Origin of the sequence: Reyranella sp. (assembly GCF_965228225.1) — a bacterium.
Taxonomy (GTDB): Bacteria; Pseudomonadota; Alphaproteobacteria; order Reyranellales; family Reyranellaceae; genus Reyranella.
The window spans coordinates 5,230,971-5,254,535 of record NZ_OZ245801.1 but is presented as its reverse complement, the minus strand read 5'-3'; the positions used below and the strand labels follow the sequence as shown (position 1 = coordinate 5,254,535).

Here is a 23,565-nt window from a genome sequence, read left to right as displayed (position 1 = left end):
CTGATCAGGCCTTGGCCGCTTCGTCGGCCGGAGCGGCCTCGTCGTCGAACCAGTGCTCGCGTGCCTTCATGATGATGGCGTTGGCCGCGTCGTTATCCATGGCGCTCTCGCCCACGATCTCGCGCAGCTCGTCGGAGGCGAGGTCGGCCAGGTCGTCGAGCGTCTTCACGCCCGCCTCGCCCAGCGCCACCACCATCGGCAGGGTCAGACCCTCGGCGTTGGCCACGTCCTCGGAGACGCCCAGCGACGACAGGCGCTCGGCCAGCTCGGCGTCGCGCTTCTCGAGATATTCGCGGCCGCGGCGCTGCAGCTCAGTGGCGATCTCCTCGTCGAAGCCCTCGACCGTGGCCAGGTCCTCGACCGCGGCCTCGGAAACGTCCTCGACCGAGGCGTAGCCTTCGGCGACCAGCAGGTGGGCGATCACGTCGTCGACGTCGAGCGTGGCCTTGAAGAGTTCGGTGCGCTCGCGCGTGTCCTTCTGGCGGCGCTCGCTCTCCTCGGACTCGGTCATGATGTCGATCTCCCAGCCGGTGAGCTGGGACGCCAGCTTGACGTTCTGCCCGCGGCGGCCGATCGCCAGGCTGAGCTGGTCGTCGGGCACGACGACCTCCGTCTTGTTCTTCTCCTCGTCCATCAGCACCTTGCTGACCTCGGCCGGGGCCAGCGCGTTGACGATGAAGTTGGCCGTGTCGTTCGACCACGGGATGATGTCGACCTTCTCGCCCTGCAGTTCCTGCACGACGGCCTGGACGCGGCTGCCGCGCATGCCGACGCAGGCGCCGATCGGGTCGATCGAGCTGTCGTGGCTCAGCACCGCGATCTTGGCGCGGCTGCCGGGATCGCGGGCCACCGCCTTGATCTCGATGATGTTGTCGTAGATTTCCGGCACTTCCTGCGTGAACAGCTTGGCCATGAACTGCGGATGGCTGCGCGACAGGAAGATCTGCGGGCCGCGCGGCTCCTCGCGCACGTCGAAGATGTAGGCGCGCACGCGGTCGTTCACGCGCAGCGATTCGCGCGGAATCGTCTCGTCGCGGCGGATGACGCCCTCGGCGCGCTGCAGGTCGACGGTGATGTTGCCGTAGTCGACGCGCTTGACGACGCCCGACACGATCTCGCCGATCCGGTCCTTGAACTCTTCGTACTGGCGCTTGCGCTCGCTCTCACGCATGCGCTGCGTGATGACCTGCTTGGCGGTCTGGGCGGCGACGCGGCCGAAGTCGATCGGCGGCAGCTCGTCGGTCAGGAAGTCGCCGACCTGCGCCTCCGGATTGCGACGCTGGGCATCGGACAGCGACACCTGGGTGTTTTCGTTCTCGATGACGTCGGAGACCTGCATGTAACGCAGCAGCTTGATCTCGCCGGTCTTGCGATCGATTTCGGCGCGGATGTCGTGCTCCAGCCCGTACTTGGCACGGCCGGACTTCTGGATGGCCTGCTCCATCGCTTCGAGCACTTCCTCGCGCTCGATGCCTTTTTCGCGGGCGACCATGTCGGCCACCTGCAGCATTTCGAGGCGCGGGATATCGGCTGTCGTCGCCATGTCTCTTCCCTCTTCCTTTAGCTTTAGCCAGTCCGTTCAGTGGGTCTGCCCGGCCGGCCCTTCGGCGGCCAGACGGTGTTCTTCGATCAGGCGGTCGGTCAGTTCGAGCTTGGCGCGGGTAACGGCATCGAGCGGCACTGCGGCTTCCTTGCCGTCGTCGAGGCGCAGGCGCACCAGATTGTCCTCCAGCCCGAGCAGCGTCCCCTTGAAGCGGCGGCGTCCCTCCACCGGGAGTGCCGTCTCGAGGCGGGCCATATGACCCGCCCAGCGCACATAGTCCTTGGGGCGGGTCAGCGGCCGGTCGATGCCGGGCGAACTCACTTCCAGCGTGTAGTTGCCGGGGATCGGATCCTCGACGTCCAGAACGGCCGAAACCGCGCGCGACACGGTCGCGCAATCCTCGACATCGAGCGGCCGCCCGTCGGCGGGCTCGATCATGAGCTGCAGGGTCCCGCCCTTGCTCAAGGCAACGCGAACCAGTTCGAAGCCCATGCCGACCACGGTCGGGGCAACGATGTCTTCGATTCGACGCAGCAGATCGGTCACGCGGGCGGCACTTCTCGACGAATGGGGCGGTTGAGATGGAGCCAAATGAAAAGAGCGGGTTTTCGGCCCACTCTTTTTCTTTGGTTCATCCCGTGAACCCGATGAGGATGGCGCGGATATAGGCCCCTCCCTGACGACTGGCAAGGGATTCCAGCACCCTCTATGGGGAGACCTGAGCGACGCTCTATATATAGTAGATGTGTCCCCTCCCCATTCGAATGGGGAGGTGCCCCGCAGGGGCGGAGGGGTCAGAACCCTGACTGACCACCGCATAGATCGTGTCGAGTACGTCTTCGGGGATCGTAATCCAGCTTCTCAGCATGCTGGCTGCCGTCCAATTCGACGACGACCAATGCCTCCAGGGCACGCGAAGTCGCAGATGTAGAGGCCGACCCGATGTTGCCGCCGGAACTTGAAGCCTGCGAGTTGGCGACGGCGTAGACGGCTCCAGAGGAGGCGTTCGGCGTCAGTCTGGTTCGTCCGAAGGCTTCGGGCGTATCGGCGCATGCCGACAGTAAGGCGTAGTACTTTGGAGAAAATATGTCAGATATAACTACTTTGACGTGTATCCTCTGACCCCTCCGCCCCTCCGGGGCACCTCCCCATTTGAATGGGAGGAATCGAAAAATCATTGCGTCACACGCCGACGGAGGGGTCAGAGCGGGGTCGCTAACGCCGCCTCAGGCGCAGGAAGACCGGCTTGTGGCCGGCCAGCATTTTCTGTTCGTAGCGGGTGCCGGGCCAGTCGGCGGGACGGCCGCGCCAGTCGGCCGGGCTCTCGGCCAGCCATTCGAAGGCGGGATGGCGACAGGCATGCTCGACCATCCAGGGCAGGTAGCTCGGATCGTCGGTGGCGAGCCGCAGCTCGGAGCCCGGCTTCATCAACCGGGCCAGCACGTCGAGGTTGGCGCGTTGCACGAAGCGGCGCTTGTGGTGGCGGGTCTTGGGCCAGGGGTCGGGGAACAGCACGAAGGCGCGCGACAGCGACTGCGGCGGCAGCGCCTGCATCACGAAGCGGGCGTCGTCGGTGAACAGCCGGACGTTGGACACGCCCGTCCGCTCGATATGCGCCAGGCACTTGGCGACGCCGTTCACATAGGGCTCGCAGCCGATCAGCCCGACCGACGGATGATGTTCGGCCTGCCAGACGAGATGCTCGCCGGCACCGAACCCCACCTCCAGCCACACGCCGTCCGCCGGCAGCGCGCCCCCGAACGCCCGCGCGAGATCGATCTTCGCGGCGCTTTCGGCGACGTCGTTGTCGGGCGTGACGATGGGTTCGGCGGGCAGGGCGACGGCGAGGCGAGGCAGCAGCGTGTCGAGCAGCGACTGCTGCCCGGCCCGCAGTTTCTTGCCCCGTCGACGGCCATGCAGCGTGCGTCGGCGGGCTTCTTCCATGATGCTTCCGGGGCGATCCCTACATGATCACGTCGATGAGGTACGGACCCTTGTGCGCCATGGCGTAGGTGAGCTGCTTGGTGAGCTCGTCCAGGTTGGTCGCCTTGCCGCTGGCCACGCCCATGCCCTTCGCCAGATCGGTGAACTGCAGGGTCGGCCGGTCGAGGGTCAGCATGTCGATGGCGCGCGGCCCGGGGTTGGCGGCGCCCACATCGGCCAGCTGGCTGTAGAGGATGTTGTAGGAGCGGTTCGAGAAGATCATGACGCAGACGTCGAGATTCTCGCGCGCCATCGTCCACAGCGACTGGATCGTGTACATCGCCGAACCGTCGCCGATCATGCAGATGACCTTGCGATCCGGGCAGGCCACGGCCGCACCGACGGCGACGGGACCGCCGAAGCCGATCGAGCCGCCCATGTTGTTCAGCCAGTCGTGCGGCGGCGCGCCGGCGCTGAACGGAAAGAAGCCGCGGCCCGTGGTGACCGACTCGTCGACCACGATGGCGCCTTCCGGCATCGTCGCACCCAGCGCCTGGCCAAGACCGTCGAGCGTGAACTTGCCGGTCGGACGCTCCGGCCGGCTCGGCTGGGCGATGCCCTCCGGCTTCACGTTCATGGCGTCGAGTTCCATTGCCAGCGCCTCGAGCGAGCCGATCGGGTCGCCCTCGACCGGGCACAGCGTCGAGATCTCGCAATCGTCCGGCGACAGGACCGACGGCTTGCCGGGATAGGCGAAGAAGGCGAACGGCGCCTTGGCGCCGCACAGCACCATCTGCTTGGTGCCCTTGAGCTGGGCCAGCGCGTTCTCGACCACGAAGTGAAGGCGCAGGACCGGAACGCGGCCGGCGCCACGCTCGATGCGCGCGGTACCGCCGGCGCCCTGAACCTTGCAGCCCGTCTTGGCGGCGATCTTGCCGGCCAGTTCGAGGCCGCGGGCGCGCAGCGCGCGACCACCGATGAACAGCATGGCGCCCGGCATCTTGAGCGCCTTGGCCGCGGCCACGATCGTCTCCTGGGAAGGCTTGTCCGGGGCCGGAGCGGCCGGCGTCTCGGCCGGGCCATCGGCTTCGCCCCAGGCGGTGTCGGCCGGCAGGATCAGGGTCGCGATCTGGCCCGGCGCCACGTTGGCGGCCTGGATCGCCAGAGCGCCGTCACCGGCCACCGTCTTGGAGGTCGGCGAGGTCTTGACCCAGTGGGAGAAGGGACGCGCGATGCCTTCGATGTCGGCGGTCAGCGGCGTGTCGTACTTGATGTGATAGAGCGCGTGCTCGCCCACGATGTTGACCACGCCCGAGCCCGCCTTCTTGGCGTTGTGCAGGTTGGCCGCCGCGTTGGCGAGGCCGGGACCCAGATGCAGCAGGGTCGAGGCCGGCTTGTCGGTCATGCGGTAATAGCCGTCGGCCGCGCCGCTGCAGACGCCTTCGAACAGCCCGAGCACGCAGCGCATGCCCTCGACCCGGTCGAGCGCGCCCACGAAGTGCATCTCCGAGGTGCCAGGGTTGGCGAAACAGACCTCGACACCGCCCTTGACCAAGGTGCGGACCAGACTTTCAGCTCCGTTCATCGACTTCCCCAAAAACGCGGATGATTCAAAATCGGCGGCACCCTAGGCCAGTCGCGCCGTTAACCCAAGGCTCTGCAATACGCGAAGATTTTGCCGATTCGAACGTTCTCTCTTTATTCTCAACAGCTTGTTTGGTAGATTTGAAGCATTATTTGAATTCTTAAGTACGAAAGACTTTTCCATGAGCCATTCGGATACTTCCGACAGCTCGGCCGACCCGATTTTCGTCGTCGGCGCCGATCTCGTCGAATTCGACCGCAGCGACCTGCCGATCTACGCCATGCCGGCCTCGCGCTGGGCTGACGCCGGTGCCGAAACCGTATCTTACGGGGCGCCGCTCGACCGTCTGTTCGGCGAGCCCGGCGAGATCTTCGTCGACAGTCTCCCGGGTGCCGCTACCGATTCGCTTCCCTTGATGGGCGAGGACCCGTTGGTGGTCCTCAGCGACCTGTCCGACGGCGTGATGCTGCCCGTGAGCGACCAGGCCGCGACGATGCACGAGAGCGCCGCCGTCTACGATTTCGCCGCCGACGCCCATGTCGTCCTCCATGTTCAGGACGGCATCAACTGGGACCAGCCGGATGCCGGGTGGTCTTTCGACCACCACGGCTGACCCGGACTACGCCGCGTCGCCCAGCTCGAGCTGGACGAGGTTCATCCAGTAGGCCGCGCCGGTCGTCAGGATCTGGTCGTTGAAGTCGTAGAGCGGCGAATGCACGTTTTGGCAGCCGCCCTCGCCCGCTCCGCCATTGCCGATCATGATGTAGGCGCCCGGCTTCTTCTCCAGCATGAAGGCGAAGTCCTCGGCGCCCGCCAGCGGTGACGTGTTGGCCTCGACATGCTCGCGACCGACCGTCAGGGCTGCGGCCTCCACGGCGACCGAGGTCTGTTCGGCGGCATTGACCAGCGCGGGATAGCGACGGTGATACTTGGAGATCGCCTCGCAGCCGCCCGCCTGGGCGATGCCCGACGCGACCTCGGCCAGCCGCCGCTCCAGCAGGTTGCGCACGTCGGCCGAGAAGCTGCGGGCGGTGCCGCGGATCAGCACTTCCGACGGAATGACGTTGGGCGAACCGGGCGTGCCGGCCGCAATATGGCCGACGCTCAGCACCGCAGCCTGGCTCGACGGCACGTTGCGGCCGACGATGCCCTGCACCGCGACGATGAACTGCGCCGCCGCGAAGGTGGGATCGGTGCCGCGATCGGGCATCGCACCGTGGCCGCCGGTGCCCTTGAACACGACTTCCCAGCTGTCCGACGAGGCCAGCATCGCGCCGGTGCGGATGGCGAAGTGGCCGACCGGGAAGCCCGGCATGTTGTGCATGCCGTAGACCACGTCGCAGGGAAACTTCTCGAACAGGCCTTCCTCGATCATCACCCGCGCGCCGCCGAGACCTTCTTCGGCCGGCTGAAAGATGAAATGCACCGTGCCGGCGAAATCGGGCGCCGCCGCGAGCCGCTTGGCCGCACCGAGCAGCATCGTCGTGTGCCCGTCATGGCCGCAGGCATGCATCTTGTTCGGGATCGCCGAGGCGTAATCGAAGTCGTTCTTCTCCTGCAGGTGCAGCGCATCCATGTCGGCGCGCAGCCCGATCGTCTTCTGGCCCGGCCGGTTGCCCTTCAGGGTGCCGACGACGCCGGTCGTGGCGAGGCCGCGATGCACCTTGAGGCCCCACGAGGTGAGCTTGTCGGCCACGATCTGGGCGGTCCGCTCCTCCTCGAACGCGGTTTCGGGATGGCGGTGGATGTCGCGACGAATGACGGTGAGATCGGCCAGGTCGTCGGCGAGAAGATCGGGTGTGTAACGGGTCATGGCAGAAAGACTAGCTTGGGCGGCCAAGGTCCGTCGAGCCGCGAAGCATCGCCACCCGGTTGTCCGCATCGCAGGCATCCTGCACAGTTCACCGTTTCCTCATCCCGATGGACGGTCATGACAGGGTTCGCAAAGCTCTCCGGAGCGAGACCTCGCCTCTATCAGACGCCGTCCTCCTACTATTCGATGATCGCGCGACTCGCGCTCGCCGAAGGCGGCATCGCCTATGAGCGCGTCTTCGTCGACATCCATTTCCGGCTGGGCCAGCAGCAGCCGGACTATGTGCGGCTCAACCCGGGCATGACCGTGCCGACGCTGGTGCTGGCCGATCGCGTCCTCGTCCAGAGCCGCGACATCGCCGAGTTTGCGCTCGGCGCCGCGACCGACCCCGAGACGAAGGCCTGGGTCGACCTTCACTATGCCTATCCGATCGAGGAACTGACCTTCGGCGGCATCCTCGCCCGCAATCCCCTGGCCCGGATCCTGATCCCGAAGCGCCTCGAAGGGGTCCGCCGCCAGCTCCTCAAGCACGCCGCGAGGAATCCCGACCTCGCCCCCGTCTACGAAGCGCGCGCCGCGGTGTTTGCCGGTCGGATCAGGGCCTTCGAACCGGATGCCGTCATGGCACTCTCGCAGCGGCGTCGCGCCGAGGCCATCGGCTTCATGGACCGGCTCGAGCGGGCGCTGGGCGACGGCCGCGCGGTGCTGGTCCCGCCCGCCTACGGCGTCGCCGATCTGGTCTGGACCGTGTTCCTCGGGCGTATGGAATTTGCCGGTCTCGGGGCGGAAATCCCCAGGCGGCCGGCCCTTGCGCGCTACTGGGCCGCCCAACAGGCGCGGCCGAGCTTTGCCGCGGCCGACCTATGGACGAAGTTCCATATCGGCCGCCTGATCGGCGGGATCGTGGGCATCGGCAGGGGCTGACGGCGCGGATCGTCCCGGCGGGCAGGCCGGGGGGTGGCGTCCCTGCCCGCAACGCGCTAAAGCCGCGCCGCCATGATCCTTTTCCCCGCGATCGACCTCAAGGACGGCAAGTGCGTGCGCCTTCTCCGCGGCGACATGCAGCGTGCCACCGTGTTCAACGACAGCCCGGCCGCCCAGGCCAAGGCCTTTGCCAATGCCGGCTGCGAGTGGCTGCATCTGGTCGACCTCAACGGCGCGGTCGAGGGCCATCCGGTCAACCGCGCGGCGGTCGAGAGCATCCTGAAGGACGTCGAGGTGCCGACCCAGCTGGGCGGCGGCATCCGCACCATCGAGAGCATCTCGCAGTGGTTCGATGCCGGGGTGAAGCGGATCATCCTGGGCACGATCGCGGTCAAGGAGCCGGGCCTGGTGAAGGCCGCCTGCAAACAGTGGCCGGGCCGCATCGCCGTCGGCATCGACGCCCGCGACGGCGTGGTCGCGGTCGACGGATGGACGCGGCAGAGCACGGTGCGGGCGCTCGATCTCGCCCTGCGGTTCGAGGATGCCGGGGTCGCGGCCATCATCTACACCGACATCGACCGGGACGGCGCCATGGGCGGCGTCAACGTCGATGCGACCGTCACCCTGGCCCAGCATCTCACGACGCCGGTCATCGCCTCGGGCGGCGTCAGCTCGCTCGACGATTTGCGCGAACTGCGGCCCACCGAGGAGTTCGGCATCATCGGCGCCATCGTCGGCCGCGCGCTCTATGACGGTCGCGTGACGGTGCCCGATGCCATCCAGGTTCTGAAGGGCGAGTAGCGGCGCCATGCTGAAGGTCCGCATCATCCCCTGTCTCGACGTCAAGGACGGCAGGGTCGTGAAGGGCGTGCAGTTCGTCGGGCTGCGCGATGCAGGCGACCCGGTCGAACAGGCGCGCATCTACGACGCCGCCGGCGCCGACGAACTCACCTTCCTCGACATCACGGCCAGCCACGAGAACCGCGACACCATCCTGGACGTCGTCGGACGCACGGCGGAACAGTGCTTCATGCCGCTGACGGTGGGCGGCGGCGTGCGCCAGGTCGAGGACATCCGCCGCCTGCTGCTGGCCGGCGCCGACAAGGTCTCGATCAATTCGGCAGCCGTGGCGCGGCCGGAGTTCGTGCGCGAAGCGGCCGAGAAATACGGCGACCAGTGCATCGTCGTGGCAATCGACGCGCGCAGCAGCGGTCCCGGCACGTGGGAAGTCTTCACCCATGGCGGCCGCAAGGGCACCGGCCTCGATGCCGTGGCGTGGGCGCAGCGCATGGCCGAGTCGGGCGCGGGCGAGATCCTGCTCACCTCGATGGATCGCGACGGTACCAAGTCGGGCTTCGATCTCGCACTGACGCGCGCGGTGTCGGATGCCGTACCGGTGCCGGTCGTGGCTTCGGGCGGCGTCGGCACGCTCGATCACTTCGTCGATGGCGTCACGAAGGGCGGCGCCTCGGCGGTGCTGGCCGCCTCCATCTTCCACTTCGGCGAATTCACCATCGCGCAGGCGAAGGAACATCTCGCGCGCGCGGGCGTTCCGGTGCGACAAGTCTCGCACGCCGCGTAGTTTTCGCGTAATGTTCCGGACGCCCGTACAAGAGGCGCGTTCAAGTGTTCGATCGCCCATCCCCCAGGGCGACGGAGTTCCCCGGATGGCGAAAAAGAAGAAACCCAAGAAGGCCCAACGGCCGAACATCGTGACGATCGACGAGCACGTGCTCGACCGTCTTTATCTCGTCATCGACAGCCGCAAGGGCGCCGATCCCGAGACCTCCTACACCGCGCGCCTGTTCAGCCGCGGCCGCCAGCAGATCGCCAAGAAGCTGGGCGAGGAAGCGGTCGAGGCGCTGATCGAGGGTATCCAGGGCGACAAGCCCAAGCTGATCGCCGAAAGCGCCGACATGCTCTATCACCTGCTCACCCTCTGGGCCGCCGTCGGCGTGCAGCCCAAGTCGGTGTGGGACGAACTCGCCCGCCGCGAGGGCCTCTCCGGCATCGCCGAGAAGGCGTCCCGCAAGCGTTAGGATTCTCCGCCCCCGTCTCGGGGGAGGTGCCCCGTAGGGGCGGAGGGGGTCATGACCCCATCGCCCTCGTAAGACGAGGGCACTTCCCCTTTGCAGGCTCCGCAAAGGGGAAGAGAAGCCGATCAATGCGGCGGCATCGGAATGAAGATCGGCGGCGTGCGGGTCGACTTGCTGCGCGCCTTGATGTCCTCGTCATTGGCGCCGTGCGGCTTCAGATAGACGTAGTAGGGCGTACGCCGTTCGACGACGTCGTTGCCCGGCTGGGCCTTCTCGCTGACCAGCAGGTCCGACTGGATGCGGACATGCATGTAGCCCGGAATCAGCTCGGCCCAGTTCGCCACGTCCGGCGTGAAGAGGACGTCGAACGTGTAGCCGTCCACCAGCTTCACGACACCCCAGCTCACGCCCTCGGCCGGCCGTGACGGCACCTGCTGCCAAACCATGCCGGCCTGCACGTAGACGCCGACGGCGTTCAGCATGACGTAGAGCGGGCCCGCCGGACTGACATTCTGCAGGAAGAGCGTCATGCGATAGGACTTGCCGTCAGGCTCGTAGGAAATCCCCTTCAGCTCGACATAGAGCGAGCGCGTCGCGGTGTTCTCGAGCAGCAGCCTGGCTTGGCGTGCCTCGCGCAGCGCGCGCGCCTGGTACAGGCCGACACCGGCATCGATCGCGAAGCCCGTCAGCAGCAGCATGACCAGCCCGACCAGCGCCGGCGAGCGCCAGAGATCGAAGCGACGCCCGAGCTTCACGGCGACATTGGCCGGCGCCTCGACCTTGCGCGGCGCGGCCTCGCGCAGCCCTTCGAGCAGGCTGCCTGGCGTCGGGGCGGTCTCGACCGGCGTCGCCGCGCCCAAGCGCCGGCGCAGGACGCGGATTTCGGACTGCGCGACGCCCAGCTGGCGGCGCAGATCGGCGATCAGCGCGTCCTTGTCCGGCCCGGGCGCCCCGGGATCTGTGGGAGCCTCGCTCATGGCACGATCGCGCCGTGGGCGATGTGCACGATCTGCTCGGCCTGCTCCGCCAGCGCCAGATTGTGCGTGACCAGGATCAGGGTCGTGCCGCGCTCGCGGTTGACCGTCAGCAGCTCGTCCATGATCTCGATCTCGGTCTGCTCGTCGAGATCGGAGGTCGGCTCGTCGGCCAGGATCAGTGCCGGCTCGTTGATCAGGGCGCGGGCGATCACCGCCCGCCGCTGCTCGCCGGCCGAGACCTCCGACGGGTAGGCGTCGAGATGATCGCCCAGGCCCATCTGGCCGAGCAGCGCCGCCGCCCGGGCATAGGTCGCGGGCGATTTCCCGCCACCGCCCAGCAGGGCCGGCAGGGCGACATTGTCGACCAGGCGCAAGGTCGGCAGCAGGCTGGCGAACTGAAAGACGTAGCCGATTCGTTTGTTGCGGAAAGCCGCCAGCGCGTTCTCAGACAGACTCCAGATGTCGGTGCCGTCGACCGTCACCTGCCCTTGCGACGGCCGGCTGAGACCGCCGATCATCGCCATCAGGGACGACTTGCCCGACCCGGAACGACCGATGATCGCGGCGTAGCGGCCGGCCGCGATCTCGAGGTCGATGCCGGCCACGGCCGCCACCTCGCCGCGTTCGGTGACGTAGTCCTTGCGCAGGCCGCGGCAGGACAGCATCGCCTAGCCCTCCCCGCGCACGAGATCGTAGGGATCGCGGCGGCTGGCGCGCCAGGCGGGATAGAGCGAGCCCAGGGCGCCAATGATCGAGGCCATCACCACCGCCGCCACCGCGACGATCACGATGCGCGGCCCGTCGAGCCAGACGAACGGTACGCCGATATTCTCGAGGTAGTAGACCAGCGAGCGCTCGTAGAGGCGCATCACCAGGACACCCAGCGCGACGCCCAGCAGCCCGCCCGCACCGGTGGCGATGACCGCCTCGATGACCATCATGCCGACGATCTGGCCGCGCCGCGCGCCGATCGCCTTCAGCAGGCCGAGCTCGCCGCGCCGTTCGGTGACGATCGCCGAGAACAGAACGCTGACCATCAGGGCGGTGCTGGCGAACATCAGCACCATCAGCGCCAGGATGCCTTTCAGCAGCGCGGCCAGACCCTGGCGGATGCCGCTCATGGTCGAATCGCCGGTCACGACCTTCACGCCCTTGAGGGTCGAGAGGATCGCGAAGCGCGCCTGCAGCGGCGTGGCGCCCGGCGCCAGTTCGACGAGGAAGCCGCTCACCTTGCCCTTCTGCAGCACGGCGGGCGGACCGCCGCCATGCCCATGCACCGAACCGGCGAGGGCTTCGAGCGTGTCGAAGGTCATGAAGACGCCGCGCTCGTGCGTGCCGACCCCGGTCTTTCCCAGCCGTCCGTAGACCGTGTGCGCCTTGCCGAAGATCAGCAGCTCGGAGCCCAGCGCCGCGTCGCGGCCGGCGCCCAGGATCACGTCGCCCGGCCTCATGTCGCGGTTGATCTTCTCGACCAGCCAGGGCCGGACCGTGAAGTCCAGCGCGGGGTCGAAGCCGATGAGATCGACCGAGTCGTGATGGCTGCCGATGCCCGAATGCTCGACGCGCGCGATCTTCTGCGGCGCGGCGCGACTGACGCTCGCGATCCCGGCCCGGGCGAACAGATCCTGGTCGAGCACCAGGTCGGTGGGCTCGACGGTGAGCAGCGCCGCGGTGATGTTGGTGAGCGCACCCTCGGGCACCACCATCATGTCGGCGCCCAGCCGCGTGAACCCCACCGCCATGCTGCTGTCGATGCTGCGCATCAGGGTTGCGCCGGTGAAGACGACCCCGCTGGCCACGGCGACGGCCATGATCAGCAGGAGGCTGCGCGCCTTGCGACGCCCGAGATTCTGCAGCGCCAGGCTGGTGAGCAGCCTCAAAGCGTGCCCACTCAGAGCGTACAGGAGCGCGTGTGCTTCATGTGCTCCAGCTTGGTCGGGATGATCACGCAGTCATGATGTCCGCCGTTGCTCGGCAGGATGCCGATCAGCGTGTCGGTGGAGGTATCGATGACCGCAATGCCGGTCGACTGGCGCTGGAAGCCGCTGAATGGCGTCAGCACATACTTGCCGTCGTAGGTGATGGCCGGCGTCTGGAGGTCGGGCCCGATGCCCTGGATCTCCTTCTTGATGGTCCAGGTCTTGGTGTCGATCACCATGATGCCGCTATAGGCGGGCGAGGGATGCAGGATCGACAGATAGAGCTTCGAGCTGTCCATCGAGAACACCATGTGGAACGGATTGGGATACTTGCCGCGCCACAGCGGATCCTCGACATGCGCGATCTTGCGCCACTTGGTCGGGTCGGGATCGCTGCAGGAGAAGATCGAGCAGTTGTTTTCCCTCAGGTTGTTCATCATCACGAGGAACTTGCCGTCAGGAGAGAAGCCGATCTCGTGGCCCGGCGAGTGGATCTTGTCGAACACGACCTGCCACGTGTCCTGGTCGATCTGCTCGACCTTGTACTGGTCCTGCGAATCCTTGTTGAACTGCAGGAAGGCGGCCGGCTCGAAATTCTTCTCGGGGTCCAGGATGCAGATGCCGCCGCACAGGCGCACGACCGTCGCGGCCCAGCGGCCTTCGGGATGCCAGACCGTGCCGTCGGCGCCGGTCAGCGTCAGTGGCGCCTCGCCGGGCAGCGAGCCTTCCTCGACGAACAGCTCGCCCATCGGCACCATTTCCCAGTCGATCTTGTTGCCCTTGGTGCCGCGCAGATTGTAGAGGCCGGTCTTCTCGTCGGGATAGATCTTCTTGATGGTGAGCGTGCCGCCCTTGATCCACGCTTCGCGAAGATCGGGCACGTTCGGCGTCCAGTCGAACCGGAGCGCGGCCTTCACCTTCGAGGTGGTGCGATCGAAACAGGCGGCGATGTCCTTCTGGCCATCGGTCACGAAATAGGACTGCGCGTCCTTCGGATTGACGGTGACGTGCACGCCGAGGCCGAGGCCGGTCGTCTCCGACACGTTCTCGACCATCTGCATCTGCGTGCCGTCGTAGCGCACGCGATAGATGTTGGTGCCGCCCGGGACGTTCTCCGCCGTCACGTTGGTCGGAATGCCGTAGATCAGCGAGTTCTGGCCACCCTGCGTCGAGTTCACGAATTCGAAGCCATGCGTGGGATCGGAACTGGGGAAGGCGCAGAGATGATGGCTGATCGGATTGTAGTCGCCGTAGTTCCAGTACCAGATCGACCCCAGCACGCGATTGGAGTTGAGATCGATCGCGTAGGTGCCGCCGCCCATCTTGGTCGGCAGCAGCGCGACCCAGTTGCCGAGGCTCTGGCCCCGGATGTCGGCGCGCGAGTCGACGACTTCGCGGGTGATCGGCGACTGCTGTGCACCGCTACCGGCGGCGCGGATGATGCCATTGTCCGGAGAGGAGCCGCCATTCATGGCGCTGTAGCCGAGCACGGCCACTTCGGCGGCCGCCGCGGTGCCGACGGCGACGTTCAGCATCGTGCGCCGGCTCACCTTCGTCTTGACCTTGGGCTTGGCCGCCTCTTCGCGGGCCTTGCGCGTCGCCTGCTCGTGCTTGGCGACGAGATAGGCCTGGAACTCCTCGCGATCCTTCGCGAGGACTTCTTCATTGCGCTTGAGAAATTCGTCGATCGAATTCTTCGCTGTCGGAAGGTTCGATTCCGAACCTTGTTCGAGCGGGGCGATGAGTGGCGGGACGCTTGCGTCAGAAGAAACCTTGGTGACGGGTGTCTCTCGGGTGGGCTCAGTCATCGGCTGCTCTCTCCCCTTTTTTTAAGTGGGCGAAGTCTAACCATGACTTCCTGCAAAACGCATTCGTAAATTTGCAGTCGAGGTCGCTGATTTCATCGAGTGTTGCGAGTAGGCTCTTTGCGAAGGAGTTCTTCGATGGATTACGCCGTCATCATCAGCGCCATCGTGCTCGGCCTTTCCGTGCTGGCCACGGCGGCGAAGTTCCTCGACTGGTTTCTCCATTCCGATCCCAAGACGATGGTGCGCACGCTGCGATGGATGGCGTTGCTGCTCGTCATCGTGGCGATTCCTCTCCTCGTGATGATGATCATGCGCGAGCAGTACGCTGGCGCGATGCTGCTCGGCGCCGCGATGATCCTCGTGCCGACGTTCCTGAAATGGCGCGCGATTCTCGTTCCGCTGCGGGCTGCGTTTGCACAGTTCCGGGGAAAGCCGCAGCCTTTTGAAATGCCGCCGGTGTGGCAGGATCCGGCGCCTGCCGATCCTCGTGCCCTGCAACACGCGGCCGCTCTGCTCGAAGCCTATCTCAAGCACGCGACGCCGATTGCTTCAGCGCAACGGCAGATATCTGCGCCTGCGGACGGCGAGGACAATGGCGGCATGTCGATGAAAGAGGCCTTCGAGGTTCTCGGTCTTGCCGAAGGCGCCGATCTCGCCAGCATCCACACCGCGCATCGTCGCCTGATGCGCGGCGCCGATCCCGATACGGGCGGTTCGCCCTATCTCGCCGCCAGGATCGATGAAGCGCGGGACGTTCTTGTCGGCGTCCTGCGGCGGCACGCGAAGCCCGCCGAAGTCCCGGGACGTCCGCGGCTGCTCAAAGGCTGAAGGTCAGCTTCGAAGCCGGCTAGTCGCGGAACACGGCCAGGTGAAAGGGCCGCTTCGCCGGCTTGCCGGCGACATCGTAGGTATGGACGTTCATCTTCATCGGGTCGGCCATCAGTCCGACGGTGCAGAAGCCGGGTTCCACCGCTTCCTGTTCGGTGCTGCCGATCACGCAGGAGAAGTTGGTCTTCGCTTCCTTCTGCAACGGCACCTTCCAGGTGATGACGTACTGATTGGCGCCCACCAGCTCGCATGTGTCGATCATGTAGCCGCGCGCAATCGATCCGTCGGCCGCGATCACGCAAGCGAGACGCTTTTCGAATTCCGTCATGTGTCGAACCTTCCCTATAGTGCCGCTTCATTTGGGGGGCGGCGCGCCATGCGATTAACACGCTCGCCGCGTAGCGTCATCGCAGCAAGACTCAGGAGTTTCGTAATGTCCGATTCGATGATTCCCGCCTACGATCGCACCAATGTCTTCGCCCGCATCCTGCGCGGCGAGCTGCCGTGCAAGAAAGTACACGAGGACGCGTTCGCGCTGGCCTTCCACGACATCGCGCCGCTGGCCCCCGTGCACGTGCTGGTGATCCCGAAGGGCGACTATATCAGCCAGGCCGATTTCGGCGCCAAGGCACCGCCCGAGATGATGGTCGGCTTCTGGCGCGCCGTGTCGAAGGTCGCGCGCGATCTCGGTCTCGATACGGAAGGCTATCGCATCGTGGCCAATCATGGACCCAACGGCGGCCAGCTGGTCTTTCACTTCCATGTCCACATTTTCGGCGGCCGCACCATGAGCCATGCCATGGGCAGCATGCCCAGCCCGGACAACGCCGGTTGATCCGGCGTCGCGTCCTGCTGGCGGCCGGCGCGCTCGCGCCCGGTACCGCATGGGCGCAGAAGCAGACGCGGACGCAGCGGTCGCCGACCGAAAGCGACTGGTACGCGAAGGGAAAGACCAAGGAGCGCCCGGTGCGCTTCGCCGGCCGGGGCGGCGTGACCCTCGCCGGCACGCTGCTGATGCCGCTGTTCAGCGAGATCCAGTACGTGCCGGGCATCGTGCTGGTCGCCGGCAGCGGGCCGACCGACCGCAACGGCAACAACCCGCTCGCGCCGGATCGCATCGACCTGTTGAAGGACATCGCCGAGCTGCTGGCGCGCAACGGGATTGCCTCGCTGCGCTACGACAAGCGCGGCATCGGCCAGTCGACGCCGCGGCCGCGCGGTTCGCTGGAGGAACAGGAAGCGTTCTTCGCCTGGGACAATTTCGTGGGCGACGTGGAGGCTGCGCATGCCGAACTGCTGCGCCACGACGAGATCAAGCCCTATGCCACCGCCCTGCTGGGCCACAGCGAGGGCGGATTGCTGGCGTTGGCCGCCAGCGAGACCCTCGCGGCGAAGAAGAAGCTGCATGCGCTGGTGCTGGCCGCCACGCCGGGCCGCCGGCTCGACGCGATCCTCCGCGACCAGATCGCCCGCAATGCGCCGCCGTCGTTGCGTCTGCCGACCGATCGCGTGATCGCCGCCATCCTCGAAACGGGGCGCGTGCCGGGCAACCTGCCGCCCGAGTTGCAGCTCCTGTTTCCGCTTTATGCCGGGCCGTTCCTGCAGAAGCTCCTGTCCTTCGATCCCGCCGCCGCACTGGCCGACAGCCGCATGCCCTGCCTTCTCGTGCAGGGCGGCGCCGACCGGCAGGTGGTGCCGATGGAGGACGTCCAGCCGCTGATCGACGCGCTGCGGGACCGCGGCGTCTCGGGCGAGGCCGTGGTGATCCCGCAGGTCAGCCACAATCTGAAAGCCGTGACCGGCCCGCTCGATCCCGGGTTCGCCGGGCCGCTGTCGCCCGCGGTCGAGGCAGCCCTGCTGAAGTGGCTGGTGCCGGCGCTGGGCGCTTGATCGTCCCCGCCGGCCGGCCGATCATCGCGCCGAGACACGGAGGCGATTTGAAATGAACGTGACAGTGCGGCCGGTGACCGAGTCGGTCGGGGCGGAAATTCTCGGCGTCGATCTGCGCGCCTTCAGCGACGAGGACTTCGCCGCCATCGAGCGCGCCTGGTACGCGCATTCGATGATCCTGCTGCGCGGCCAGCAGCTCAGCGACGATCATCTGCTGGCCTTCAGCCGCCGCTTCGGCGAACTCGACCCGCCACCCAACCAGGAGCGTGGCCGCATCAGCCCGCCGGGCTATCCCGACATCTATGTCGTGTCGAACGTGCTCGACCCCAACGGCGACCCGATCGGCGCGCTGGGCGACGGCGAGGCGGTCTGGCACACCGACATGAGCTATCTCGACGTGCCGCCCGATGCGTCGATGCTCTACTCGCTGGAGATTCCGCCGACCGGCGGCAACACCTGGTTCACCAGCATGCAGGCGGCCTGCGACGCCCTGCCCGCGAGCCTGCGCGCGAAGATCGAGGGCCGGAGGGTGAAGCACGATGGCACCTACAATTCCGGCGGCTACCTGAGGAAGGGTGTAACGCCGACCGACGATCCGATGGTCGCGCCCGGCGCCTGGCATCCGGCGATCCTGCGCCACCCGGTCAACGGCCGCCCCACGCTCTATCTCGGACGCCGGCGCAATTCCTATGTCGAGGGCTACACGAAAGAGCAGTCCGACGCGGTGCTGGAAGAGCTGTGGGCGCATGTCACGCAGCCGCGCTTCGTCTACCAGCATGTCTGGAAGGTGGGCGACCTCGTGATGTGGGACAATCGCTCGACCATGCATCGCCGCGATCCGTTCGACAAAGCGGCCCGTCGCATCATGCATCGCACGCAGATCAAGGGGACGACGAAGCCGATCGCCTTCGCCGCCTGAGAAGCAAGAGACGACTAATGAAAAATCGGTCGGAGGAAACATGCGGCGGCAGAAGAAGTTCTATGCCTGGGGTTACGCCGACGAGGACCTGACCCAAGATGAGATCCGGCCGTGGGAGGCCGAGATCGCCCAGCGTTACGGGCTCTCCGGCTTCGACGTGAAAGCGCCGCCCAAGGCCGACGAGATCACGTTGCGCGCGAGCCGCGTCGAGGTGCCGTCGGCGCTGCAGGCGATGGTGCGCACCGATCACCTGACGCGGCTCGAGCACAGCTACGGCAAGGCGGGCTTCGACACGCTGCGCATGTTCATGCGCTCCGTGCCCAACCCGCCCGACGCGGTGGCCTTCCCCGAAACCGAAGAGGACATCGTCAAGGTCCTCGACTGGTGCGACCGCATCGGCGCCAAGGCGATCCCCTATGGCGGCGGCTCCTCAGTCGTGAAGGGAATCGAACCCTCGGCTGCCTTCGACAAGGTCGTGACCATCTCGACGCGTCACATGGACAGGGTGCTGGAGGTCGATGCGGTGAGCCAGGCTGCGCGCATCCAGGGCGGCATCTACGGGCCGGCGATCGAGGATGCGCTGCGCGACACGCCCTTCACCATGCGCCACTACATGCAGGCCTATCGCTGCTCGACGCTGGGCGGCTGGATTGCCACGCGCTCGGGCGGCCACTACGCCACGCTCTACACCCATATCGACGATTTCGTGGAGAGCACCCGGGTCGTGACGCCGGAAGGCACGCTGGAGACGCGCCGCCTGCCGGGTTCCGGCGCCGGCCCGAGCCCCGACCGGATGTTCATCGGCTCCGAGGGCATTTTGGGCATCATCACCGAGGCCTGGGTGCGCCTGCGCAAGAAGCCGACCTTCCGCGCCTCCGCCAGCGTGCGCTTCCGCGACTTCTATACCGGCGCCGACGCGGTGCGCGACATTACGCAGGCCGGCCTCTATCCCGCCAACTGCCGCCTGCTCGAGGCGCGCGAGGCGCTGCCCGGCATCCCGTGGAGCAACGAAGAGGCGGTGCTGGTGCTGGCCTTCGAATCGCCCGACCATCCGCTCGATGCCTGGATGAAGCGCGCCCTGGAGATCTGTGCCGCCCACGGAGGCGTCGCCGACCGGAGCGACGACGACGAGAATGCCCACCGTTTCGGCGCCGCCGGCGCCTGGCGCAACAAGTTCATCCGCGCGCCGCACTATGGCGAACATGCGGTGGCGCGCGGCATCCTGTCCTCGACCTTCGAGACCTCGATGACCTGGGAGCGCACACGCGACTTCCACGCGAAGATCACGAAGATCGCCCGGGACACGATCAAGGCGGTGACGGGCCGCGACGGCACCGTCACCTGCCGCTTCACCCACGTCTATCCCGACGGGCCGTGTCTCTATTTCACCTTCGGCGGCCTGTTCGACCCGAAGAAAGATGCGCTGGCGCAGTTCATGGAGGTCCTGTCGACCTGCACCGCCGCGACGGTGGAGCATGGCGGCACGACCACGCACCACCATGCGGTGGGCCGCTTCCATCGGCCGTTCTACGACCGGCAGCGGCCCGAACTGTTCGCGCGGGCGCTACGCGGCGCCAAGCGCGAGCTGGATCCCAAGGGGATGATGAACCCGGGCGTCTTGATCGATCCTTGAAGCGGGTCACGCGGCGAGCATCGAGCGCGTCTGCGGCCGGCGATAACTCAGCGCTTCGGCGATGTGGAGGCGGCGCACGGCGTCGGACCCGTCGAGGTCCGCCAAGGTGCGCGCGACCCTGAGCGTGCGGTGCCAGGCGCGGGCGGAGAGGCCGAGGCGCTCGGCGGCGCGGGCGAGCAGGGCGCGGCCCTCGGCGTCGGGCTCTGCGATGGCGGCCAGCAGGGCGCCGTCGGTGTCGGCGTTGCAGCGCGGCTTGGACCAGTTGCGCGCCCGGTCTGCAAGAAGACCGGCGGCCGGATCGGCTTCGACGGCGGTCAGCTTGCCCTTGGCGTCGAGTTCGGCGAGCCGCTCGCGCTGGACGGTGCGCGCGGCGGCGACGCGGGCGGCGATGTCGGCCGAGCTTTCGGCCGGTGGCGGCAGCGCGAGATCAGCGGCGGCGACGGCGGGCACCTCGATGGTGAGGTCGATGCGATCGAGCAGCGGGCCCGAGAGCTTGGCCTGGTAGTCGGCGCCGCAGCGTGGGCCGCGGGCGCAGGCGCGATTCGGATCCATCAGATGGCCGCAGCGGCAGGGGTTCATCGCGGCCACGAGCTGGAAGCGCGCCGGATAGGTGACGTGGGCGTTGGCGCGCGCCACCGTCACCCGGCCGCTCTCCAACGGCTGGCGCAGGGCTTCGAGGGTCGCGCGGTTGAACTCGGGCAGCTCGTCGAGGAACAGCACGCCATGGTGGGCGAGCGAGACCTCGCCGGGCTTGGGCCGCGCGCCGCCGCCGACCAGCGCCTGCAGGGTCGCAGAATGGTGCGGGTCGCGGAAGGTGCGGCGGCGGCTCAATCGCCCCTCGCCCAGGTCGCCGGCCAGCGAGCGCACCATCGAGGCTTCCAGCGCCTCCTCGGCATCGAGCGGCGGCAGCAGGCCGGGCAGGCGCGCCGCCAGCATCGACTTGCCCGAGCCCGGCGGCCCGATCATCAGCAGATTATGTCCGCCGGCGGCCGCGATCTCGAGCACCCGCTTGGCGCTCTCCTGCCCCTTGATCTCCGAGAGGTCCGGATAGGTCGCGCGGTCGTCGGCCATCAGCGCCTCGGGCGCCGGCAGGGTCTGCTGACCGCGCAGATGGTTGATCAGGGAGAGCAGCGAAGGCGCGGCGATGATCGGCGGGCGTTCCGTGTCCGGAAGCGAGTCGAAGCCGCCCCAAGCGGCCTCGCCGCCGCACACCGAAGGGCAGATCACGCCGCGCCCCGAGGCCTGGGCGGCAATGGCCGCCGGCAGGACGCCCGGCACGCGGCAGAGTGAGCCGTCGAGCGCCAGTTCGCCCAGCACCACGAAGCCCTCGACGCTCTCGCGCGGCAGCACGCCCAGCGCCGCCAAAAGCCCCAGCGCGATCGGCAGGTCGTAGTGACTGCCTTCCTTGGCAAGGTCGGCCGGCGACAGGTTCACCGTGATGCGCTGCGGCGGCAGGGCCAGCCCCAGCGCCCGGAAGCAGGCCCGCACCCGCTCGCGGCTTTCGCCCACCGCTTTGTCCGCCAGCCCGACAACCGCGAAGGCGATGGTCCCCGGCGCCACCAGCACCTGAACGTCCACCGGCAGGACATCGATGCCCTGGAACGCCACCGTCCGAACCGTCGCCTGCATGCCCTGCTCCCGTTCTGCGCCGGGAACAATTAAAGAACGCACAGTGTATTAGTAAAGCACGCAACGGTTGCATACTGCTCTGCGGCGCCCTCGCCGGCAACACGCCAGCCTGCTCAAGCAAGAAACAAATTGATCAATCCATGCACTGGTAGCAGCGCTCGTTCTCGATCCGAAGAGGGGCCGCTTGAGGTTAATCATGATCGGGTGCCGCTCGCGTCAGTCTTCCATCATGATCACTCACCTGCCGCACTCAGAGTTCGAAGAATAGCTCGTCGACGCGGCAGAGGGCGCGCCGCACGGTACTAGCCGGACCGCCGACCGCCACTTTGACCAACTCGCCAAGAATTCGAAGCAGCACCGCCAACGGAACCGTCGAATTCTTGTCCAGTCCGATAATGGCGCTAGCAATTACCCCCGCCTCCTTGCTCGATCTTGGCGCTGAGATTTCATTGCCCTTCTCGAAAGCGTCGAGCACTCCCGCTGCCGCGCCTCCTGCCTTCTTGTAAGCCGCATCCTTTTGCTTAAGCCGCGCCACAAATAATTGCTTGCGAGGAGACGGAGCGTTTGCCGAGCTAACAAAGCCCATCAGTTGAGCGCGTGTCATGCCCGCCTGCTTGGCGAAGTAGCGGAGAGGGACCCAAACTCCTTGGCTCGCTTCAATGGCAAAGCGGATACTTTCTTTCGGGTCAATCGAGACATTTTGGCTCAGAAAGTCGCCGACTAGATCGGCCCTCGTGACAACGCCCTTCCTTAGGATATGGGCGGCCGTAGTGGTGGTGGTCACGTTGCCTAACAAGCGAAGTGCCGGCGCGCCGTCCCTTTCTGAAAACTCGCCTTCCTTGATAAATGTTAGGCGCTTCACCAATGCATCATCAATATGGATAGCGACTTTTCCATCCATGAGCGCGCCGGCTTCAAGGTCCGCAACCATCGCCCGCGAGGGACCCAAGGCGAGCAAATGTTCAATCATGGGAACCATAGCGGCCCGAGATCGTGCGTCCCGTTCGTCAAGCATTGATCGGAAATCGCTGTACTTGATGCGCGTCGTGACACCTGGATATCGGTAGTAGATTTCCCCTTCGCGAACATCTTGCTCTGTTCGAAGAGCGATTACCGGTCGGCTAGGGTGCTGTTCCACATGCATAATGCCTACGGTTAAGCCACCAACGGCAATGGTGATCACTTCAAATCTTGGAGTGGGGTCAAATGTGGCTCTAACCCGGTTTGCGATAGTGGCGGGATCAGTCTTTGCAAACTCATCACCGATGCCGCACACCACATGGCTTAGGTCGAAGCCAGACTGATCAACTTTCCCTTTGTCATGAACACCGAAGAGAATGTAGCCCCCACGGTTATTTGCCAAACCGGCCATGGGTTTTAACCAGTGATGCGCGTGTTTGATACCAAAGGAGGACTTACATTCATGCTGATCAGTTTCTCCAACGCGCAGTCGCCAGTTGAGCCCTACACCGGTCTCTTCGAAGAGACCGATCAGCGCTTCCGGAGACAATGGGCCTTTGGATGCTGCGGCGTCCGACGTGGGCACAACGATAGCGCCACCGTTCCCTGAATGAGTGGCAATGAAGTTGGAAAGCTCATCGTCCGTCGCACGAATTATTTGCTTGGAGTTGGCGTAGCTATCCTTGCGTATCTGGGAAATGCGGCCGGAATTCACGGGACGGTCTGGCCGGTTGAAAAAGAACTGAATATCCTTGTTCTTAATTTTATTCGCCAACATCGCTTTTATGAGAGCGATCTCCTCGTCGTTTATTGTCTTCTTGGGCATTTGTGGGCCGCCGCTGGTTCGTACAGTGGTTGCAATCGGTGTGGCCCACTAGGCTAATGATACTTGTCCGCCCGCGCCAGTCCGGGCCCCTTTCCACTGCACGGCGATAGTTCTTTTGCCCCGCGTCATGTGAGGCGATGATGGAGGCGGAGAAGAGCAACGGCGGCACGGAACGGCATACGACGAAACCCTTGAGGATTTACCTAGGGCCACAGTCGACTTCTTGGTCGAGAAGAGCATCAAAGATCGCACGATGCCTTGAGATGTGTCCCAAAGAATCCCTCTCGGCGCGGAGGGCATACATAGTTTCATATTGCCTTGCGAGGCTCTGGTCTCCATCCGGCCCCGCACC

The 23,565-nt window shown here is 66.1% G+C and carries 23 protein-coding genes; 10 read left to right on the top strand and 13 right to left on the bottom strand.

What is annotated here, in order from left to right; translation table 11 throughout:
- Window positions 1–4: 4 nt before the first annotated feature.
- The 5 genes from nusA to ACO07K_RS25445 form a co-directional block, all read right to left on the bottom strand.
- The gene (gene nusA / locus ACO07K_RS25465) at window positions 5–1,543 is read right to left on the bottom strand and encodes a transcription termination factor NusA (RefSeq protein WP_422032886.1); all 1,539 of its coding nucleotides are present in this window, start codon (window positions 1,541–1,543) and stop codon (window positions 5–7) included.
- 36 nt (window positions 1,544–1,579) lie between these two features.
- Complete coding sequence (gene rimP / locus ACO07K_RS25460; protein WP_422032884.1) at window positions 1,580–2,089, bottom strand: ribosome maturation factor RimP; 510 nt, start codon at window positions 2,087–2,089, stop codon at window positions 1,580–1,582.
- A gap of 315 nt (window positions 2,090–2,404) precedes the next feature.
- Window positions 2,405–2,596: a DUF559 domain-containing protein gene (locus ACO07K_RS25455; RefSeq protein WP_422032882.1), complete on the bottom strand. Its 192-nt coding sequence runs from the start codon at window positions 2,594–2,596 to the stop codon at window positions 2,405–2,407.
- A 162-nt stretch (window positions 2,597–2,758) separates the two neighbouring features.
- Window positions 2,759–3,487 carry a tRNA (guanosine(46)-N7)-methyltransferase TrmB gene (trmB, locus tag ACO07K_RS25450; protein ID WP_422032880.1) on the bottom strand — a complete coding sequence of 243 codons (729 nt, stop codon included), beginning with the start codon at window positions 3,485–3,487 and terminating at the stop codon, window positions 2,759–2,761.
- Window positions 3,488–3,506: 19 nt separating this feature from the next.
- Entirely contained in the window at window positions 3,507–5,051 is a 1,545-nt protein-coding gene (locus ACO07K_RS25445) for an acetolactate synthase large subunit (protein WP_422032878.1), read from the bottom strand.
- Between the two features lie 181 nt (window positions 5,052–5,232).
- Between ACO07K_RS25445 and ACO07K_RS25440 the strand changes: the two genes are divergently transcribed.
- Window positions 5,233–5,664 (top strand): hypothetical protein, encoded by a 432-nt coding sequence (locus ACO07K_RS25440; protein ID WP_422032876.1) that lies wholly within the window; start codon window positions 5,233–5,235, stop codon window positions 5,662–5,664.
- A gap of 6 nt (window positions 5,665–5,670) precedes the next feature.
- Here the strand turns inward: ACO07K_RS25440 and ACO07K_RS25435 are convergent, their stop codons facing one another.
- A complete protein-coding gene (locus tag ACO07K_RS25435; protein ID WP_422032874.1) occupies window positions 5,671–6,864 on the bottom strand; it encodes a M20 aminoacylase family protein in 1,194 nt (397 codons plus the stop codon).
- Window positions 6,865–6,981: 117 nt separating this feature from the next.
- On the opposite strand from ACO07K_RS25435, the gene ACO07K_RS25430 reads away from it, so the two are divergent.
- From ACO07K_RS25430 to ACO07K_RS25415, 4 genes are all read left to right on the top strand, one after another.
- Window positions 6,982–7,788 carry a glutathione S-transferase family protein gene (locus ACO07K_RS25430; RefSeq protein WP_422032872.1) on the top strand — a complete coding sequence of 269 codons (807 nt, stop codon included), beginning with the start codon at window positions 6,982–6,984 and terminating at the stop codon, window positions 7,786–7,788.
- Window positions 7,789–7,860: 72 nt separating this feature from the next.
- Window positions 7,861–8,589 carry a 1-(5-phosphoribosyl)-5-[(5-phosphoribosylamino)methylideneamino]imidazole-4-carboxamide isomerase gene (gene hisA / locus ACO07K_RS25425; RefSeq protein ID WP_298314148.1) on the top strand — a complete coding sequence of 243 codons (729 nt, stop codon included), beginning with the start codon at window positions 7,861–7,863 and terminating at the stop codon, window positions 8,587–8,589.
- A gap of 7 nt (window positions 8,590–8,596) precedes the next feature.
- On the top strand, window positions 8,597–9,370 hold the full coding sequence (gene hisF / locus ACO07K_RS25420; protein WP_422032870.1) for an imidazole glycerol phosphate synthase subunit HisF: 774 nt from the start codon (window positions 8,597–8,599) through the stop codon (window positions 9,368–9,370).
- A gap of 85 nt (window positions 9,371–9,455) precedes the next feature.
- Window positions 9,456–9,827 (top strand): phosphoribosyl-ATP diphosphatase, encoded by a 372-nt coding sequence (locus ACO07K_RS25415; RefSeq protein WP_422032868.1) that lies wholly within the window; start codon window positions 9,456–9,458, stop codon window positions 9,825–9,827.
- Window positions 9,828–9,949: 122 nt separating this feature from the next.
- Here the strand turns inward: ACO07K_RS25415 and ACO07K_RS25410 are convergent, their stop codons facing one another.
- From ACO07K_RS25410 to ACO07K_RS25395, 4 genes are read right to left on the bottom strand one after another with little or no spacing between them, the layout of a single operon-like run.
- Complete coding sequence (locus tag ACO07K_RS25410) at window positions 9,950–10,801, bottom strand: hypothetical protein (RefSeq protein WP_422032866.1); 852 nt, start codon at window positions 10,799–10,801, stop codon at window positions 9,950–9,952.
- Complete coding sequence (locus tag ACO07K_RS25405) at window positions 10,798–11,466, bottom strand: ABC transporter ATP-binding protein (RefSeq protein WP_422032864.1); 669 nt, start codon at window positions 11,464–11,466, stop codon at window positions 10,798–10,800. Before ACO07K_RS25405 ends, ACO07K_RS25410 begins: the two co-directional genes overlap by 4 nt.
- 3 nt (window positions 11,467–11,469) lie before the next feature.
- Complete coding sequence (locus ACO07K_RS25400; protein WP_422032862.1) at window positions 11,470–12,681, bottom strand: ABC transporter permease; 1,212 nt, start codon at window positions 12,679–12,681, stop codon at window positions 11,470–11,472.
- 11 nt (window positions 12,682–12,692) lie between these two features.
- The gene (locus ACO07K_RS25395) at window positions 12,693–14,528 is read right to left on the bottom strand and encodes a YncE family protein (RefSeq protein ID WP_422032860.1); all 1,836 of its coding nucleotides are present in this window, start codon (window positions 14,526–14,528) and stop codon (window positions 12,693–12,695) included.
- A 135-nt stretch (window positions 14,529–14,663) separates the two neighbouring features.
- Between ACO07K_RS25395 and ACO07K_RS25390 the strand changes: the two genes are divergently transcribed.
- A complete protein-coding gene (locus ACO07K_RS25390; RefSeq protein WP_422032858.1) occupies window positions 14,664–15,356 on the top strand; it encodes a hypothetical protein in 693 nt (230 codons plus the stop codon).
- A 19-nt stretch (window positions 15,357–15,375) separates the two neighbouring features.
- Here ACO07K_RS25390 and ACO07K_RS25385 read toward each other — a convergent pair whose 3' ends face one another.
- On the bottom strand, window positions 15,376–15,684 hold the full coding sequence (locus tag ACO07K_RS25385; RefSeq protein ID WP_422032856.1) for a hypothetical protein: 309 nt from the start codon (window positions 15,682–15,684) through the stop codon (window positions 15,376–15,378).
- Window positions 15,685–15,789: 105 nt separating this feature from the next.
- Here ACO07K_RS25385 and ACO07K_RS25380 point away from each other — a divergent pair, with 105 nt between their 5' ends.
- The 4 genes from ACO07K_RS25380 to ACO07K_RS25365 are packed head-to-tail and all read left to right on the top strand — an operon-like array spanning window position 15,790 to window position 19,798.
- Complete coding sequence (locus ACO07K_RS25380; RefSeq protein WP_422032854.1) at window positions 15,790–16,191, top strand: histidine triad nucleotide-binding protein; 402 nt, start codon at window positions 15,790–15,792, stop codon at window positions 16,189–16,191.
- Entirely contained in the window at window positions 16,188–17,246 is a 1,059-nt protein-coding gene (locus ACO07K_RS25375) for an alpha/beta hydrolase family protein (RefSeq protein ID WP_422032852.1), read from the top strand. The genes ACO07K_RS25380 and ACO07K_RS25375 overlap by 4 nt, the downstream gene beginning before the upstream one ends.
- Before the next feature lie 52 nt (window positions 17,247–17,298).
- The gene (locus ACO07K_RS25370) at window positions 17,299–18,165 is read left to right on the top strand and encodes a TauD/TfdA dioxygenase family protein (RefSeq protein ID WP_298314168.1); all 867 of its coding nucleotides are present in this window, start codon (window positions 17,299–17,301) and stop codon (window positions 18,163–18,165) included.
- Window positions 18,166–18,205: 40 nt separating this feature from the next.
- Window positions 18,206–19,798, top strand: a complete 1,593-nt coding sequence (locus ACO07K_RS25365) for an FAD-binding oxidoreductase (protein WP_422032848.1) — start codon at window positions 18,206–18,208, stop codon at window positions 19,796–19,798.
- 6 nt (window positions 19,799–19,804) lie between these two features.
- On the opposite strand, the gene ACO07K_RS25360 is transcribed toward ACO07K_RS25365, so the two are convergent.
- Window positions 19,805–21,427, bottom strand: coding sequence for a YifB family Mg chelatase-like AAA ATPase (locus ACO07K_RS25360; protein ID WP_422032846.1), 1,623 nt, complete (start codon window positions 21,425–21,427; stop codon window positions 19,805–19,807).
- A gap of 250 nt (window positions 21,428–21,677) precedes the next feature.
- On the bottom strand, window positions 21,678–23,213 hold the full coding sequence (locus ACO07K_RS25355) for a helix-turn-helix domain-containing protein (RefSeq protein WP_422032844.1): 1,536 nt from the start codon (window positions 23,211–23,213) through the stop codon (window positions 21,678–21,680).
- Between the last annotated feature and the right edge of the window lie 352 nt (window positions 23,214–23,565).

Bases quoted from the DNA above. Each gene is read 5' to 3' on its own strand.
- nusA (WP_422032886.1), bottom strand. From the start codon at position 1,543: ATGGCGACGACAGCCGATATCCCGCGCCTCGAAATGCTGCAGGTGGCC.
- ACO07K_RS25455 (WP_422032882.1), bottom strand. From the start codon at position 2,596: ATGCGCCGATACGCCCGAAGCCTTCGGACGAACCAGACTGACGCCGAA.
- trmB (WP_422032880.1), bottom strand. From the start codon at position 3,487: ATGGAAGAAGCCCGCCGACGCACGCTGCATGGCCGTCGACGGGGCAAG.
- ACO07K_RS25445 (WP_422032878.1), bottom strand. From the start codon at position 5,051: ATGAACGGAGCTGAAAGTCTGGTCCGCACCTTGGTCAAGGGCGGTGTC.
- ACO07K_RS25440 (WP_422032876.1), top strand. From the start codon at position 5,233: ATGAGCCATTCGGATACTTCCGACAGCTCGGCCGACCCGATTTTCGTC.
- ACO07K_RS25435 (WP_422032874.1), bottom strand. From the start codon at position 6,864: ATGACCCGTTACACACCCGATCTTCTCGCCGACGACCTGGCCGATCTC.
- ACO07K_RS25430 (WP_422032872.1), top strand. From the start codon at position 6,982: ATGACAGGGTTCGCAAAGCTCTCCGGAGCGAGACCTCGCCTCTATCAG.
- hisA (WP_298314148.1), top strand. From the start codon at position 7,861: ATGATCCTTTTCCCCGCGATCGACCTCAAGGACGGCAAGTGCGTGCGC.
- hisF (WP_422032870.1), top strand. From the start codon at position 8,597: ATGCTGAAGGTCCGCATCATCCCCTGTCTCGACGTCAAGGACGGCAGG.
- ACO07K_RS25415 (WP_422032868.1), top strand. From the start codon at position 9,456: ATGGCGAAAAAGAAGAAACCCAAGAAGGCCCAACGGCCGAACATCGTG.
- ACO07K_RS25410 (WP_422032866.1), bottom strand. From the start codon at position 10,801: ATGAGCGAGGCTCCCACAGATCCCGGGGCGCCCGGGCCGGACAAGGAC.
- ACO07K_RS25405 (WP_422032864.1), bottom strand. From the start codon at position 11,466: ATGCTGTCCTGCCGCGGCCTGCGCAAGGACTACGTCACCGAACGCGGC.
- ACO07K_RS25395 (WP_422032860.1), bottom strand. From the start codon at position 14,528: ATGACTGAGCCCACCCGAGAGACACCCGTCACCAAGGTTTCTTCTGAC.
- ACO07K_RS25390 (WP_422032858.1), top strand. From the start codon at position 14,664: ATGGATTACGCCGTCATCATCAGCGCCATCGTGCTCGGCCTTTCCGTG.
- ACO07K_RS25385 (WP_422032856.1), bottom strand. From the start codon at position 15,684: ATGACGGAATTCGAAAAGCGTCTCGCTTGCGTGATCGCGGCCGACGGA.
- ACO07K_RS25380 (WP_422032854.1), top strand. From the start codon at position 15,790: ATGTCCGATTCGATGATTCCCGCCTACGATCGCACCAATGTCTTCGCC.
- ACO07K_RS25370 (WP_298314168.1), top strand. From the start codon at position 17,299: ATGAACGTGACAGTGCGGCCGGTGACCGAGTCGGTCGGGGCGGAAATT.
- ACO07K_RS25365 (WP_422032848.1), top strand. From the start codon at position 18,206: ATGCGGCGGCAGAAGAAGTTCTATGCCTGGGGTTACGCCGACGAGGAC.
- ACO07K_RS25360 (WP_422032846.1), bottom strand. From the start codon at position 21,427: ATGCAGGCGACGGTTCGGACGGTGGCGTTCCAGGGCATCGATGTCCTG.
- ACO07K_RS25355 (WP_422032844.1), bottom strand. From the start codon at position 23,213: ATGCCCAAGAAGACAATAAACGACGAGGAGATCGCTCTCATAAAAGCG.